This window comes from Pseudomonas viridiflava, from assembly GCF_900184295.1.
In the GTDB taxonomy this organism is placed as follows: Bacteria; Pseudomonadota; Gammaproteobacteria; order Pseudomonadales; family Pseudomonadaceae; genus Aquipseudomonas; species Aquipseudomonas viridiflava.
In genome coordinates, this window is record NZ_LT855380.1 from 2108282 (window position 1) to 2123370 (window position 15089).

9 protein-coding genes are annotated in these 15089 nt (G+C 62.6%); 1 reads left to right on the plus strand and 8 read right to left on the minus strand.

Annotated features, from left to right (window positions below):
- Positions 1 to 228: 228 nt before the first annotated feature.
- The 5 genes from CFBP1590_RS09850 to pvdM all read right to left on the minus strand — a co-directional run bounded on the left by CFBP1590_RS09850 (position 229) and on the right by pvdM (position 8046).
- Entirely contained in the window at positions 229 to 2475 is a 2247-nt protein-coding gene (locus CFBP1590_RS09850; RefSeq protein ID WP_088234938.1) for a TonB-dependent siderophore receptor, read from the minus strand.
- 305 nt (positions 2476 to 2780) lie between these two features.
- Positions 2781 to 4445, minus strand: a complete 1665-nt coding sequence (locus CFBP1590_RS09855; protein ID WP_088234939.1) for a cyclic peptide export ABC transporter — start codon at positions 4443 to 4445, stop codon at positions 2781 to 2783.
- A gap of 63 nt (positions 4446 to 4508) precedes the next feature.
- The gene (pvdO, locus tag CFBP1590_RS09860; protein ID WP_029244065.1) at positions 4509 to 5369 is read right to left on the minus strand and encodes a dihydropyoverdine dehydrogenase; all 861 of its coding nucleotides are present in this window, start codon (positions 5367 to 5369) and stop codon (positions 4509 to 4511) included.
- A 56-nt stretch (positions 5370 to 5425) separates the two neighbouring features.
- Positions 5426 to 6706 carry a pyoverdine-tailoring periplasmic protein PvdN gene (gene pvdN / locus CFBP1590_RS09865; RefSeq protein WP_088234940.1) on the minus strand — a complete coding sequence of 427 codons (1281 nt, stop codon included), beginning with the start codon at positions 6704 to 6706 and terminating at the stop codon, positions 5426 to 5428.
- Positions 6703 to 8046, minus strand: a complete 1344-nt coding sequence (gene pvdM, locus CFBP1590_RS09870; protein WP_058432633.1) for a pyoverdine-tailoring dipeptidase-like protein PvdM — start codon at positions 8044 to 8046, stop codon at positions 6703 to 6705. The genes pvdN and pvdM overlap by 4 nt, the downstream gene beginning before the upstream one ends.
- Positions 8047 to 8449: 403 nt before the next feature.
- Between pvdM and pvdP the strand changes: the two genes are divergently transcribed.
- Positions 8450 to 10084 (plus strand): pyoverdine maturation tyrosinase PvdP, encoded by a 1635-nt coding sequence (gene pvdP / locus CFBP1590_RS09875; RefSeq protein ID WP_088234941.1) that lies wholly within the window; start codon positions 8450 to 8452, stop codon positions 10082 to 10084.
- Positions 10085 to 10398: 314 nt separating this feature from the next.
- On the opposite strand, the gene CFBP1590_RS09880 is transcribed toward pvdP, so the two are convergent.
- From CFBP1590_RS09880 to CFBP1590_RS09890, 3 genes are read right to left on the minus strand one after another with little or no spacing between them, the layout of a single operon-like run.
- A complete protein-coding gene (locus CFBP1590_RS09880) occupies positions 10399 to 11787 on the minus strand; it encodes an efflux transporter outer membrane subunit (RefSeq protein ID WP_088234942.1) in 1389 nt (462 codons plus the stop codon).
- 11 nt (positions 11788 to 11798) lie between these two features.
- On the minus strand, positions 11799 to 13766 hold the full coding sequence (locus CFBP1590_RS09885; RefSeq protein ID WP_088234943.1) for a MacB family efflux pump subunit: 1968 nt from the start codon (positions 13764 to 13766) through the stop codon (positions 11799 to 11801).
- Entirely contained in the window at positions 13767 to 14939 is a 1173-nt protein-coding gene (locus CFBP1590_RS09890) for an efflux RND transporter periplasmic adaptor subunit (RefSeq protein WP_088234944.1), read from the minus strand.
- Between the last annotated feature and the right edge of the window lie 150 nt (positions 14940 to 15089).

The following is a 15089-nucleotide window of genomic DNA, read 5'->3' on the forward strand; positions in this document are numbered from 1 at the left end:
ATTCGTCGGATGTACTGGCCCTTTCGCGGACAAGTCCGCTCCCACTGAGTTTGCTGCGCGACAGCGCTACGTCTAAGACGTGGTGACGCCTCCCACAAGACCGTGTTCTTCAGGCTGTTTCCAGCATCGGGCAGACACCTTCGATGTCGGCACCGCGAAAGCACAAAAAGCCAAGGGTTTCCCCTTGGCCTTGTGGCTGTTGCCGTTATCCGTGAATCTGACGGTGGATCAGAAATCTCCGCGCAAGGTCAGGACGTAACTGCGCGGCTCGCCGTACACGTTGGAACGGTCGGTGGCCACTGCAGTGGTGTAGTACTTGCGGTCGAACAGGTTCTCGGCATTGAGCGAAACACGCCAGTTTTCGTCCAGCTTCCAGGAGGCACGCGCATCCCAGATCGCGCGACCTGAAACACCCAACTGGTCGTTGGAAGGCACTTCGTAACCCGAATCCGCCGACACACCGGCACCCAGGGTCAGACGATTCCAGGCGCCCGGCAGGTTGTAGCTGGTGTTGAGGCGCAGCATGTGTTTCGGCGTTTCGTAGGCAACTTCCGCGTCGCCATTGTTACGCAGCATGTTGTAGGTATAACCGCCGAACACCTGCAGGCCCGGCAGCACTTCGCCGCTGGCTTCGAGTTCCACGCCCTTGCTGCGCTTGATGCCGTCCTGCACATAGCACGAACCGTCCGAGCTGGTCGGGCAGAACACGGAAGCGGCGTCGGCAGACAGGTCAACCGCGGCAACGTCCTTCTGCTTGATGTAGAACAGCGCCATCGACAGGTTCAAGCGCTTGTCGAACAACTCGCCCTTGAAGCCGGTCTCGTAGTTGGAACCGATGGCCGGATCCAGTGGCGAGCCAGCCACGTCGACGAAATCGGCTTGCGGCGTGAAGATATCGGCGTAACTGGCGTACCACGACCAATTGTCGTTGATGTCGTAGATCAGACCGGCGAACGGGGTGAATTCCTGCGTCTGCTTGGATTCATAGCTGTTGGCTGCGCCGGTTTTTACATCGTACTTATAGTCATACCAGCTCAAGCGGCTGCCGAGCACTACGCTCAATGGTTCGCTCAAGTGAATGCGCGCGTTGGCGTAAAGGCCCGCACGCTCTTCGGTCATGTCGATGTCGTTGCCCCAGGCCGGACGCACTGGCTTGGCGAAAGCGTTCTGGTTGACGTTGAAGATGTTGATGGGCGAAGCCGTTCTGACCTGCGCCTGTTTGGTGTTGGATTTCTGCCTGGACCAGTCGGCACCCAGGGTCAACTGATGGTTCAGGCCGAACGCGTTGAAGTTGCCCTCCAGCTGGCTGTTCAGGCCTGTGCTGTTGACTTCGTCCTTACGGAACAGCGTGTTCTGGAAGGTCGAGCCTGCCAGTGTGGTCGGGTTCACCGCGCCGCGTGCATACGCAATCGCCTGATCAAACCCACCCTGGGAGTAGGTCAACGAGGTCCGGCTTCTCCAGTCATCGTTGAAGCGGTGTTCGATTTCGGTGAAGACCTCGGTCATGTCGCTTTCGAGGCGGTTCCAGTCCTGCGCCAGGTTGGTCGAGCGCGACAGGCCCAGCGACTGGCCGTTGCTGTAGCGCGGCAGGCCATAGATGGAATAGCCGTTGATGACCTGTTCCTGACGACGCAGGCTCATGGTCAGCGTGGTGTCGTCGGTCACGTCGGCTTCGACGATGCCGTACAGCAGCGGCGTGCGGCTGTCACGGCCATCCAGGTACGAGCCGCTGTCGTCATAGGCGGCGACCATGCGGCCACGCAGGGTGCCCGAATCGTTGAGCTTGCCGCTACCGTCCAGATCGACCCGGTATTGATCCCAGGATCCGGCGCGGGTGGTGATCGAAAACTTGTTCTCGGCGGTCGGGCGCTTGCGCACCAGGTTCACCGCGCCGCCTGGCTGCCCTGCACCGACCAGCAGACCGGACGCACCGCGCAATACTTCGACACGGTCATAGATGGCCATATCCGGCTGCATCCAGCCAGTGATCTGATAGCCCTGACCGCCGATGCCATCGACCAGAAAGCTCTCCGCCAGCAGCGAGAAACCGCGTGAGGTGTACACGTGACCGCCGAAATTGCGGTACTGGAAGCTCATGCCGGGCGTGTCTTCCAGAACATCGCTGAGGCTGTTCAGGTTGTTGTCGTCCATCACCTGACGGGTTACGACGCTGACCGATTGCGGCGTTTCGCGCAATGACTGCGGCGCGCCCTTGCCAATGCTCACGGCGCCGGTGGTGTAGGAACCGGTCCCGTCGGTGGTGGTGCCCAGCGATTTGGAGTCGATGGCAGTCGGGGCCAGGGTCACCGTGCCTGCGGTGCTGGGGCCTTCTGCAGTGGCTTCCTCCGCCTGGACCTGCGCAGCCAGCGGCATGCAAAGCGCGAAACCCATGGCTGCCATGGATGGTCGGGAAGTGAACATCGGGCGGAGCAGCAAGGCTTTGCTGAGCGGGGTGAGTCGTGACGGGTTGTGCATGACGTGGCTCTTTTAGTGAGTATCGGCAGAGGGCAGATAGCGTCGATCAGATCTGCGCGGTCTGGTCCAGCCAGCCATTCGCGCCGTCGTGAGCAACTTTTTTATGGGCAATCGGGGCGGGAAAGCAGCCATGCGCACCGTTGCTGTAAATGAGAACGAAAGCGAATCACTGTTATTTAATGAATTTTTCACATTGCGCGAAAAATAGGTGGCGGATGGCTATTAACGCTCATGTGCAGGTGGCCTGCAGAACGAAAAAGCCCCGCTCGCGGACAGGCCGGGCGGGGCTTGGGGAGCGCTTGAAATCAGGCGGAAACGGAAGCGTTCTGTACCTGTTCGACGTCGATTTTGCCGGCCTGCATGCGCACCAGTTGGTCGGCGATGTAAAAATACCGGTCGTCGTGGGAAATCACGATGATGGTCTTGCCCTGTTGTTTGAGCTCAGGCAGCAGCTCGGTGTAGAACACGCGGCGGAAGGCCGGGTCCTGATCGGCGGCCCACTCGTCGAAGACCAGCACCTGACGCTCGTCCAGCCAGGCATTGATCAGCGCCAGACGCTTGCGCTGGCCGGTGGACAGGTCGGTGGTGGTAAATGCGCCGTCGCGGATGCTGACCTTGTGGGCGATGTCCAGCCGCTCCAGGTACTTGCCCGCGTCTTCGGGGAGACTGGCCTGACCCTGCAGCGGCTCATCGAACAGGTAGTAGTCGGCGAAAATGGTGGTGAACAGCTGCCGATAATCATCCAGGTTTTCCGGCGTCACCGTCTGGCCGTTGAGGCGGATTTCGCCCTGCTGCGGCGTGTACAGGCCCAGCAGCAACTTGATCAGCGTGGTCTTGCCGCAGCCGTTCTCGCCGACGATGAACACGATATCGCCCTGCTTGATACTCAGGTTGACCGGGCCGAGGTGGAACGCGTCGCTGCCTTCGACCGGCGGGTAGTCGTAACGCAGTTGATGCAGTTCCAGCGTCTTGAGACTGGCCAGCGAGTTGGGCCGGTCACTGACCAGCAGGTGCGGCTCGGGGCTTGAAAACTTCCACGACAGCTCGGCGATGCGGCGCATGGCGATCTGCGCGCGGCTGATGGCGGGCAGGGAGTTGATCAGGCGTTCCAGCGGGCCTTTCATGTACAGCATCACCAGCACGAAACCGCCCAGCACGGTCTTCTCGGTCGTCGGCCACAGGGCCTGAAAGGCGATGGCCATGCCGATCACCGCAAAGAACAGCATCGAGCCGAAGGTCTCTGCGCTGACAAAGATGTTCGCCGCACGGATGTTCGAGCGGCAGATCTGCTCGGTGGCACCCTGAATCTTCTCATCGAGCATGTGCTGACGACGCTTGCGCTGGATGCGCAGCTCCTTGGCACCCGCCGACAGCGCCTGATAGTGCTTCTGCAGTTCGTCCTCGCCGTTGCGTGCTGCCAGAATGCTGCGCATGCCGAATCGGTGGGCCACGAACTGCGCACCGGTGCCCAGCACCACGGTCAGCACTGTCAGCGCCAGAATCTGCCAGGACAACAGCGCCAGATAGGTCAGGCAACCGAGGGTCACGGTGAAGGCGATCACCATCGGCGCCACCGACAGGGCGAAGGTGCTGAGGGTGTTGACGTCGTTGAGCAACACCGGAATCAGTCGATGCGAGCGGTAGCGTTCCAGTTGCTCGATAGGCGCCACCAGCACCTTGGCCGCCAGTTCGCGGCGCAGGTTGGCGACCACGCGCTGGCCCACATAGTTGGTCGACAGGTTGGACAGTGTCGAGCACGCCAGCGTCAGCACGCACAGCCCGGCGAACAGCAGCGCGGTGTGGGTGTTCGGCCCGCCCGGCAGGTTCATCGCGTTGTTGATCGTGGCCAGCAGCGCCGTCACGCTCAGGCCACTGACGATCCCCAGCACCGTCGACAGCGCCACCAGCCACCAGAAGGGTTTGAGGATCCTCAGGGTTTCCCCGGCGAGGCTATGGGTTTTGAGGGTCATGAGGGTTCTCGTAAGTGTCCGTGATTGCGGCCCCTGGCAAAGGCCGCAGGCTCGATGAGTCGGTCAGAGGTCGCGCATGACCCGGAAGCCCAGCCAGTCGCCACGCACATCCGGCTGACGGCTGTTGCGGTTGCCGGAGCGCGAGAAGATCGGCGCTTCGGTCCAGTCGTTGCCGCGGATCATCTTCCAGGTGCAATCGCCCGCCAGCCAGGCGCTGCCGTCGGTGGGTGCGCCGTTGTAATTGCTGGTCTCGCAGTCGGCAGTCCACTCGTACACGTTGCCGTGGGCGTCGTAGATGCCGAAGTCGTTCGGGCTATAGCTGCCCGCCGGAGCGGTGTAGCTGAAGCCGTCTTCCGGGCCGTAGGTGTTGGCGTGTCTGGCGATGCCGTAGGGCTTGCCTTCATCCATCGGGAACGGGAACGAACCCTTGCTGCCGCCACGAGCGGCGTATTCACGGGCCGATTCGCTGACCATGCGATACGACTTGCCGGTCTTCTTCGACAGCCAGGCGACGTAGGCCTTGGCTTCGTTCCAGTCCATGCACACCGCAGGCTGGCGCGGGCCCAGCGGATAGCGCGGCTTGCCCGCCTTGCACTCACGTCCTGGACGGGTGTCACCGTCCGGCATTTTGTAACCGGAGCTTTTGATGTAGGCGTCCCATTCGCCGCTCAGCACCTGAAACCGGCTGATGGCGAAGGGCTTGGCAAAGGTCACATCGTGCATCGGGCCTTCGTCCGGCTGGCGACCCAGTTCCTCTTCCGGCGCGCCCATGGTGAAGGTGCCCGCAGGCAGCACGACCATCTCGGGGCAATCCTTGCAGTCCTTGAAGACTTTGCCGGCCTCGGGTGTGGCCGCCTGCGCGGTGCCGCTCAAGGACAGGCCGAGCAGCGAGCTCAGGGACAGGGTGAACAGCATCTTTTTCATGACGGGCCTCAATGGCAAAAACGGAAAGCAGGTGATGCGGAGCAGTTATGCAGGCGTCAGGTACGCTGGCTGAGCAGCGCCATGAAACGGTCGACCTCGGCTTCGCTGTTCAACAGGCCCGGCGCGGTACGCACCACCGGGCCGACATCGCGGCTCACCGCATCGACCACCATGCGGTTTTTCATCAGCCATGCAGCAACGTCGTCGCTGGCCTGATCCTTGATTCTGAAAAAACTGAAGCCTGCCGACAGGGCCGGATCCATCGGGGTGATCAGCTCGATAGTGCGCTGCGCCTGCAGGCGTTCCTTGATGTAGCTGTTGAGCTGATGAATGCGCGCCTGTACGTCGGCCTTGCCCAGTTGCAGGTGCAACTCGAAGGCCTTGTTCAACGCCCAGCGATGTTCGAACGAGTGGTAGCCGCCCGGCGTCATGGTGGTAGCGAAATTGGTCGCTTCGGAGAAGGTCGGGATCGTCGGCGTGAGGTCGGTCATCTGTTCCGAACGGGCGCAGACAATCCCGGTGCCGCGCGGGCCGAACATCCACTTGTGGGTGCCCGCCACGAAGTAGTCGCACTTCATGTCCGGGAAATCCAGATTCTCCACGCCAAAGCCGTGCACGCCGTCGACCACATAGAGGATGCGGTCCTTGGCGTCGCGGTTGCGGTTGTGCTCTTCGACCAGCTCACCGATGGCCCCGAGCGGCAGCTTCACGCCGCTGCCCGATTGCACCCAGGTCATGCCCAGTACACGTGTGTTGGGTTGAATGCTGCGGGCAATCGAGCCGATGATTTCGTCGGCTGAGACCTGCGCCGGGTCCTTGAACAGGCGGATCCTGCGCACCTGAGTGCCGTCACGCTGCTGGCGGAAATTGAGGATGCTGCGTGCGCAGGAGTGCTCGTGCTCAGTGGTGAGAATTTCCTGATCCGGGCGTATGTGCAGCCCGCCGTAGATGATCGCCAGCCCTTCGGTGGTGCTGCCGGTCAGGGCGATCTGGCCGGGTTTGGCGTTCAGGTACTTGCCCGCCCAGACCCGCACGTCATGTTCGCGCAGTTCGGTTTCCTGCAGGTCCCAGTCCATTGCCAGCCCGGGGTTGCGGTCGATGTGAGCGCGGTGCTGCTCGATGGCATCCCGCACCGGCTTCGGGTGCGAGGTCACCAGGAAGTTGGAGAAGTGAATGTAGTCCGGGTCCTGGTTGAACAGCTGTTTCAAACCGATCCACTTGTCTGCTGATACGGGCTCTTTTGTGGCGGCCACAGCAGGCGCGATCAGGCCCGAGCCGAGCGGCAGGGCGGCGGCCAGCAGTCCGGCCTGTTTGAGGAATGTTCTGCGATCAGTCATGGCTGGGCCACCGGTTTTGCCGAGGCTTGCACCTGTTCCCAGACGCGCAGGAAGTTGCCGCCCCACAGTTTGGCAATGTCCGCTTCGGCATAGCCGCGCTCGATCAGCTCGGCGGTCACGTTGCGGATCTCGCTGACATCGTTGAAGCCGTTCACGCCGCCGCCGTCGTTGAAGTCGGAACTGATGCCGACGTGATCGATGCCGATCTTGCGCACGGTGTAGTCGATGGCGTTGACGAAATCCTTGACCGTGGCCTTGGGTTCTTCCTCGAGAATGGCGTACAACTTGCTCGCGTAGGCACCGAAGCGTTGTTCCGGCCAGACCGTAATGATCGCGTCGCCGGGCATCAGCGCCATGGCCAGATTCGGCAGCGGCGGCAGGTCGAATTCCTTGCGCAGCGTATTGAGCTTGTCCTGGGTTTTCTGACTCAAGGGCTTGAGGTAGGCGGGGAAGGCCACCACCTGCACCACGCCGCCGCTCTGCTTGATCAGCTGCATTTCCTCATCGCTGAGGTTGCGCGGGATGTCCACCAGCGCACGCGGTGCCGAGTGCGAGGCGACCATTGGCGTGCGGCTCAATTGGCTGATCTGTTCCAGCGCCTTGCTCGACATCTGCGATACATCAATGATCACGCCCAGATCGTTCAGGCGCTGTACGGCCTGTTTGCCGATGTCGGACAGACCGCCCAGTGCATCCGGCGTATCGTTGAGGAAGGGCAGCGGGCGCGACGAGTCCGCCCAGCTGTTGTTGCCCACGTAACTGAAGCCGAACATGCGCATGCCCCGTGCGGTCCAGCGGTCCAGCGCATCGAGGTCGTTGCCCAGCGGGTAGGCGTTGAGCATGCTGATGAAGATCGCAAACTTGCCTTCGCCCTGCAGGCGGCGCATGTCGTCCGGGGTATAGGCGATGCCGACCTGATTGGGGAAGTCGCGCACCATGCCGGTGATGATCTTGTAGCGTACTTCCTGTTGCTGACGCGCCTCATCGACGAAGCCGGGCGTCGGGCGATGCGGTGCGTTGGGGCCGTTCCAGATTTCCGGCCAGCCGAACACCGTCAGTGCGGCGCCGGACAGCCGCCCGCGTGCGGTTTTCACCAGATCGAACTGGCCTGAGCCATCCTTGTCGGCTTCGTTGCGCTCGCTGCCGAACTTCATCGGCACGGTGATGTGGCTGTCGAAGGAAATGATCCGTTCCTGCAGGTCTTCGGCCTGTTTCATGACCTTCACCGGGTAACCCGCTGGCGACCAGTAATTCCAGGCCAGATAACCCGCGCCTGCACTGATGGCCAGAGCCAGGGGCAGGCCGATGAAGAGAGCCTTTTTCCAACGCGGTCTTGTCATTGCCGTCTCGTTCAGATGATCGGTGCAGGCCTGCCTCGCATGCGGGCATCGGGGCCGTTGCTATCTGGGGAGAACGAGCGGATGGCGGGAAAATTTAGCGGTGGTCTTGTCAGGCGAGGCGTTCATCTGCGCGCAAGTCTGCCTGCACACTGATCGTGCCCATGCTTCGCGTTCATCGGTATACACAAGTGTGCCTCAACGCTGATCGTGCCCATCGCTCCGCGTGGGCATGCCTCCCGTGACGCTCCGCGTCACAAATGGTGCAGCCTGCGGATTCGGTGAGCCGAGCGCTCGGGCTCGATCAGTGCGCTTCCTGCGCAGGCAAGCTGAGAAGTAAATTTATCCTCAGGCTTTACGTTCTAGCTGGATACCCGGTGTCTCGGGGGCTGTAACAGGTAGGGTGATGACGATTTCTCGACGAGGGTTCATGGCAGGGCTGGCGCTGACCGGCGCGGCAGTACCGGCTGCCTGGTATGCACATCGGGAACTCACGCGCGTCGAGGAACCTGTTACTCCCGGCGAAGCCACCGCAGGCCCGGCCGACGTCGCCACCCAGCGTCTGGCCGACAAGCTGCGCGGCGTGTGGACGTTGCGCTTCGAGGGTCGCGATGCAGGGCTGCGTGATGCGCCGTTGCAAGGCCTGGAACTGTTCCTCGACATCGCCCCGCGCGGTCGTGGAATGCGCGGTTACATCGATACCGCTGACAACCTGCGTGGCGAGGCAATGCCACGCTTTCGGGTGATCGGCGACCTGCAGCCGGCCAACGCCGCCAAATTGTATCTGCGGGTCATGGACGGTCACGCAGGCAACGACCCGCACAGCGATACCCCGGATTACGAGTTCAGCCTGATCCTCGATGAGGTATGGGGCGGATTCGGCAATGCGGGCAGCGGCACGCTGAGTGGTCGTATCGAACGCCTTGACCGACCGCTGGCCTTGCCGGAGCTGGAAAACCGGGTGATCGCGGTCAAGCAATTGTTCCCGGAAGCGCGGGAGCGGGTCAGTCTGACGCCTGAGTTTCACGCCTGGCTGATTTCAAAGGAACATCGCCTGTTCCACCAGCTCTGGCATGCGTCCCGGGACAAATGGCACAAACTGCCCACCGACAAGCAGGAAGCCCTGCGCGGTATCGGTTGGCAGCCAGGGCCGCGGGACAAGGAGCGCGATGCTCGCGGACCGCGCAAGGACCGGAACGGCTCGGGCGTGGACTTCTTCTTCATGCACCGGCACATGCTGATTCAGGCGCGGCAGATTCAGGACCTGCCATCGTGGCCGCGTTTTCCAATGCCGCAGCCAGAACTTGAGCGCGACCGGCCGGGTTTCGCACGTTACTTCGACAATCACGACGGCTGTTCATTGCCGCCGAACTGGCTGGCGCAGGGCGACGAGGAATACACCCAACTGGTCAGCGACATCAAAAGTCCCGAGACCTATCACACCCATTTTCAGGTCTGGGAATCCCAGTACCGTGACCCGCGCTTTCTGTCGAAGCTGACGCTGGGGCAGTTCGGTTCGCAGGTCGAGCTGGAGCTGCATGACTGGCTGCACATGCGCTGGGCCTCGGTGGCCCGCGACCCGGCCAACGGCCAGCCGGTGCCGATGGCAAGGCGGTCGGATGACTTTGCCGAGCGCTGGTTCGGACCGGAAAACGACTTTCTGGCCGACCCGTTTTCGTCCCACGTGAACCCGGTTTTCTGGATGTTCCATGGCTGGATCGACGACCGTATCGATGACTGGTTCCGGGCGCACGAGCGTTTTCATCCGGGTGAAGTGAAGCGCCTCGAGGTCAACGGCGTGCCCTGGTTCGCGCCGGGTCGCTGGGTGGAAGTCAGCGACCCGTGGCTGGGGCCGGTGACCCACGGTTGCAGCACCACGCCGGGCCTGCAGGCCGGGACCTCGATGGAAATGGACCCGGAAGTCATGAAGCTCGCGCTGCGCATCACCTTCGCCGCCGACGACAAGCTCGGTGACCTGATCCGTCGCGTGCCGCGTCGCCCGTGGTATGCGCGCAATCTGCTGCCGGAGAAGTGGTTTTAGATCGATATACGCAGTCTTGCAGCTCACCGGACTGTGGGAGGCACCACCACGTCTTCGACGTAGCGCTGTCGCGCATCAAACACCGGACCGTGGGAGGCGGCTTGCCGGCGATGAACGATGACGCGATTTTCCTGACATACCGCGTCGACTGCATCGCCGGCAAGCCGCCTCCCACAAAAACGTGTTCATTCAGCAGATTACGTATTGTTTGATAAGAGGCGGAGCGATGGGCACGATCAGTGTCGTACCTCGGATCGTTCCCATCGCTCCAGCGTGGGAACGCCTCTCAGGACGCTCCGCGTCCGCCATGCAACTCAGTGCACCTGCCAGCCACCGCCCAGCGCTTTGTACAGCGCGATACTCGCCTGCATCCTCGATAACCTTAACTGCACGCTGACGTCCTGTGCCTGATACAGGGTGCGTTGGGTCTCCAGCACGGTCAGCAGATCTTCGGCGCCTTCCTGATAACGACTCTGGGCGATGCGAAACGCGGTCTGCGCCTGTTTCAGTTCTTCTTCATGCCAGCCACGCTGTCGATCAAGGCCGTCGATGCTGTTGAGTGCCTTTTCCACGTCGGCGAAGCCGTTGATGATCGCGCCGCGATAGGTTTCCAGCAGTTCTTCCTGCCGCGCCGTGGTCCGGTCGCGCTCGGCTCCGAGGCGGCCATTGTTGAAGATCGGCCCGACCAGACCTGCCGCCAGGCTGCTGAACGGTGCGCGCAGCCAGTCTTCGGCGCGGACCGATTCGGTGCCGACGTGGGCACTCAAGGTCATCTTGGGCAGCATCGCGGCGCGGGCGACCGTGACGTCGGCGTGCGCGGCTGCCAGCTCGGCTTCGGCTTTGGCCAGGTCCGGGCGGCGGGTGAGAAGATCGCTGGGCACGCCGCTGCCGATGTCTGGCCAGCTCAGGGTGTCAAACGCCTGACCACCGAGTTTGAGGTTCTGCACCGGCTGGCCCAGCAGGGCGGCGAGGGTGATCAACTGCTCGTTGGCCAGTTGCTGAATCCGTGGCAATTCGCGCTGCTGGGTGGCGACCAGATTTTTCTGCTGTGCCAGTTCCAGTGCCGTTGCCGACCCCGAGTCGTAACGTGTCTGCACCAGTCGCAACACATCCTGCGCGTTGGCCAGGTTGAGCGCGGCGATACGGCCCTGCTCGCGGGCTGACAGGGTTTGTGCGTAGCGGTCGGCTACATTGCTGAGCAGTGTCAGCTCCACGGTCGCCTGATCGAACTGGCTGGCACGCAAACGCTGCACGGCGCTGTCGCGACCGGCCGCCACGCCGCCCCAGAAGTCCACTTCATAGCTGGCGGTCAGGGCGGCGGTGAACATGTCGGTGTTGTTGTCGTCGGACGGATTGGCCTTGCGGTCGCTGCTGCGCATGAATGTGTTGCGCTCGCCGCGCAGGTCATAACCCAGCTCCGGCAACAGCGGCGCGCCACCGATGATCGCCGTCGCCTGGGCCTGACGCACCCGCGCCATGGCCGCGCCGACTTCATGGCTGTCACGGCTGGCCTGTTCGATCAGGCGATTCAGTTCCGGGCTGCCGAAGCGTTGCCACCACCGGGCGTCGTTGCGCTGAGTCGCCGCGCTCTGGGCAAACGCCCAGGTTGGCGGTGGCTGGACGCCGCTGTCCGGGACGGGCGCGGACGTGCCGCAGGCGGCCAGCAACAGGCATGTGGTCAACAGCGTGAGACGTGGTTTCATGGATTGACCCTTCATTGACTGGTAAGGGCCGCCACCGGGTCGAGGCGGGCGGCTTTGCGGGCGGGCATGAAGCCGAAGATCACCCCGGTGATCAGCGCACAGCCAAAGGCCCCGGCCACGGCCGACAGGGAAAAGGCCACGGCCACGTTGCTCAGCAACAGCACTGTGCCCATGCCCAGCGCGAGGACGATACCGGCCAGACCGCCGACCACCGAGAGCATCACCGCTTCGGTAAGAAACTGACGGAGAATGTCGCTCTGACGCGCACCGGTGGCCATGCGGATGCCGATTTCCCGGGTCCGCTCGCGCACGGTCATCAGCATGATGTTCATCACGCCAATGCCGCCGACCAGCAGCGAGATCGCCGCAATCGAGCCGAGCATCAACGACAGCGTGTTCTGGGTACGGGCCTCGGCCTGGATCATCGCCGCGTTGTTGGTCAGCTCGTAATCCTGCTTGCCGTTGTGCAACTGGTTCAGCAAATTGCGGATCGCCGCTTCGGCCTGTTTGACGTTGTCGGCGTCGCGGGTGGCGATGGTGATGTACTCGGGATCCTGCGAGCCGAACAGGCGAATGCTGGCCGCCGAATAGGGAATCGCGATGCGATTGTCGCTGTCCAGATCGCCCGAACTGGCGCCCTTTTCCTGAAGCACGCCGACCACCTGAAACGGTACGTTCTCGATCAGGATGTACTGGCCGATGGGGTCGATGGGCTCGCCGAACAGTTTCTGCCGGACCTTGTGTCCGATCACGGCCACTGCCGCGGCACTCTGTTCATCGGCTTCGGTGAAGTAACTGCCTTCTACCACCGGCCAGTTGAAAATGGCCGGGAAGTGCGTGTCATTGCCGCCCACGTAGCTGGAATGATCGACATTGCCGAAGCGCACACCTGCCTGCCCGCCGTTGACCGGCATGATCATGCGGACCTCGGGCAGATCGCCCAGCGCGGCGACCTCTTCCAGCGTGATGATGCCTTTCGGCGCACGCGGGCTGGGGGCCTTGCCATTAAGGTAAATGATGTTGGAACCGAACGACGACATCTGCGCCATGACCTGACGCTTGCTGCCTTCGCCGACCGCAAGCATGACCACGACCGAGGCCACGCCGATGACAATGCCCAGCAACGTCAGTGCAGTGCGGAATCGGTTGATCCACATCACTCGCCACGCCGCCTGAACGGCGTCGAGCAACTCGCCTTTCCACGCGCTTCGGGCGTTGCTGCCCTGGGCCAGTCGCGCCCGCAGATCGACGGCTTGCAGGGCGTCCGTTGGCTGAGCATCCCCAGTAGTCTCACTGAGTGTGTCGCTGACAATCCGCCCGTCGCTGATTTCGATGACGCGTCTGGCGCGGGCGGCGACGTCGCGGTCGTGGGTAATCAGAATGACGACGTGGCCCTGACTGGCCAGCTCGTCCAGCAACGTCATGACTTCCGCGCCGCTGTGGCTGTCCAGAGCGCCGGTCGGCTCATCGGCCAGGATGATATGGCCGCCGTTCATCAAGGCGCGGGCAATGGACACTCGCTGCTGCTGGCCACCGGAGAGTTGATGCGGGCGATTGCCGGTGCGCGAACCAAGCCCCAGCCGGTCCAGCAAGGCGGCGGCACGGGCATGGCGTTGCGCAGCAGGCGTGCCAGCATAGATCGCCGGCATCTCGACGTTTTCCTGTGCCGAGCCGGACGGGATCAGGTGATAGCCCTGAAACACGAAGCCGAACGCTTCGCGGCGCAGCCAGGCCAGCTCGTCGCTGCCCAGCTCCGCGACGTTTTCGCCTGCAAACAGGTATTCACCCGAGGTAGGGCGATCCAGGCAGCCCAGAATATTCATCAGCGTCGATTTGCCGGAGCCGGACGCGCCGACAATCGCGACGAACTCTCCGGCGTGAATCGACAGGTCGATGCCCTGCAGGACGTTGACCTGCGGGCTGTCGCCTCCGCCGTAGGATTTTCGAATGGCCCGCAGGTCGATCAGCGGCATCTGCATTCAGCCTCCGCTGCCAGGCGCGGAAGGCACCAGAAGGCGGTCGCCTTCCTCAAGACCGTCGAGGATCTGGACGCGCAACCGGTCGCTGATCCCGGTGCGCACCTGACGGTTCTGCACTTCGCCGCTGGCGGTAAGCACCTGCGCGGTCTGCAGATCGCCTTGCGTACCGTTTTTCAAAGCGGAAAGTGGCGCGGTCAGGGTGTTCTGCGCGCTGCCTGCAACGAAAAAGATCTGCGCCGTCATCTCGGCCATCAGTGCCTGATCGTCGTTGTCGACGTCCAGCAGCACGGTGTACAGCACCACTCGGCCGCCGCCGGTCTTGCGCGAACTGCTCGGGCTGCCGCCGCCCTGATTGGCCTGCTCCAGAGGTTTGGGTGGCACGGGCAGGATCTGCCGTACGGTGCTTTTCCAGCGCCGACTGCCGCCGCTCAGGGTCGTGAAGTAAGCGCTCATGCCGGGTTTCACATGGCCGATGTCGGCCTCGGACACTTCGGCCCACACCGTCATCGGCGACAGGCGGGCGATGCGCAGGATCAGCGGGGTCTGTTGCTGTGCGTTGAGGGTCTGGCCTTCGCGGGCATCCAGCGCAACCACCGTGCCGCTCATGGGCGCGTAGATGCGGGTGTAGCCCAGCGCAGCCTCGTCACTGCGCAGCGCTGCCTGGGCTTCAAGGATCTGCGCCTTGAACATGTCGACCCGGGCCTGGGTAGCGCGAAACTCGGACTCGGCCGCCTGCACATCCTCGGCCCTTGTCGCACCTCCGGCCGCCAGACGTTGCTGACGTTGCTGCTTCTGTTGCGCCAGTTCGTGCAGCGCGCGCTGCTCCTGAAGCTGGGCCTTGAGGTTGTCGATGGCGTAGCGCGCTGCATCGAGCCTGGCTTTTTGTGTGGACGGATCGATCTCGACCAGCAACTGACCTTCCTTGACCTGATCGCCCACCTGCACATGGATCTTCATGATCTGCCCGGTTGCCTGCGAGCCCACATCTACATAACTGCGCGGTTGCAGCGTGCCCAGCGCCGTCACGCTGTTTTCAATGCTGCTGCGCGTGACGGTGACGGTGGGCGTCCTGTTGTGGTCGCCCGGCAGGATCTGCCACGCGCACACCGCGATGACCGGAAACAGGCACAGTGCCGCGAGGACAGTGCGTCGAGGGAGTCGAGAGCGTTTCATGCAGGGTTCCTGCCTGGAAAAAATCGGCCGGTCGACGGGCGACGGCTACTGGGGCTGTCATTAAGACGAGGGGAGTGCGGCGGAATTTAGCGCTGTCAATTAATTGGCTTTGTTCACTAAATTTTGTTCTGGCGAATCGTTTAAGGGGAG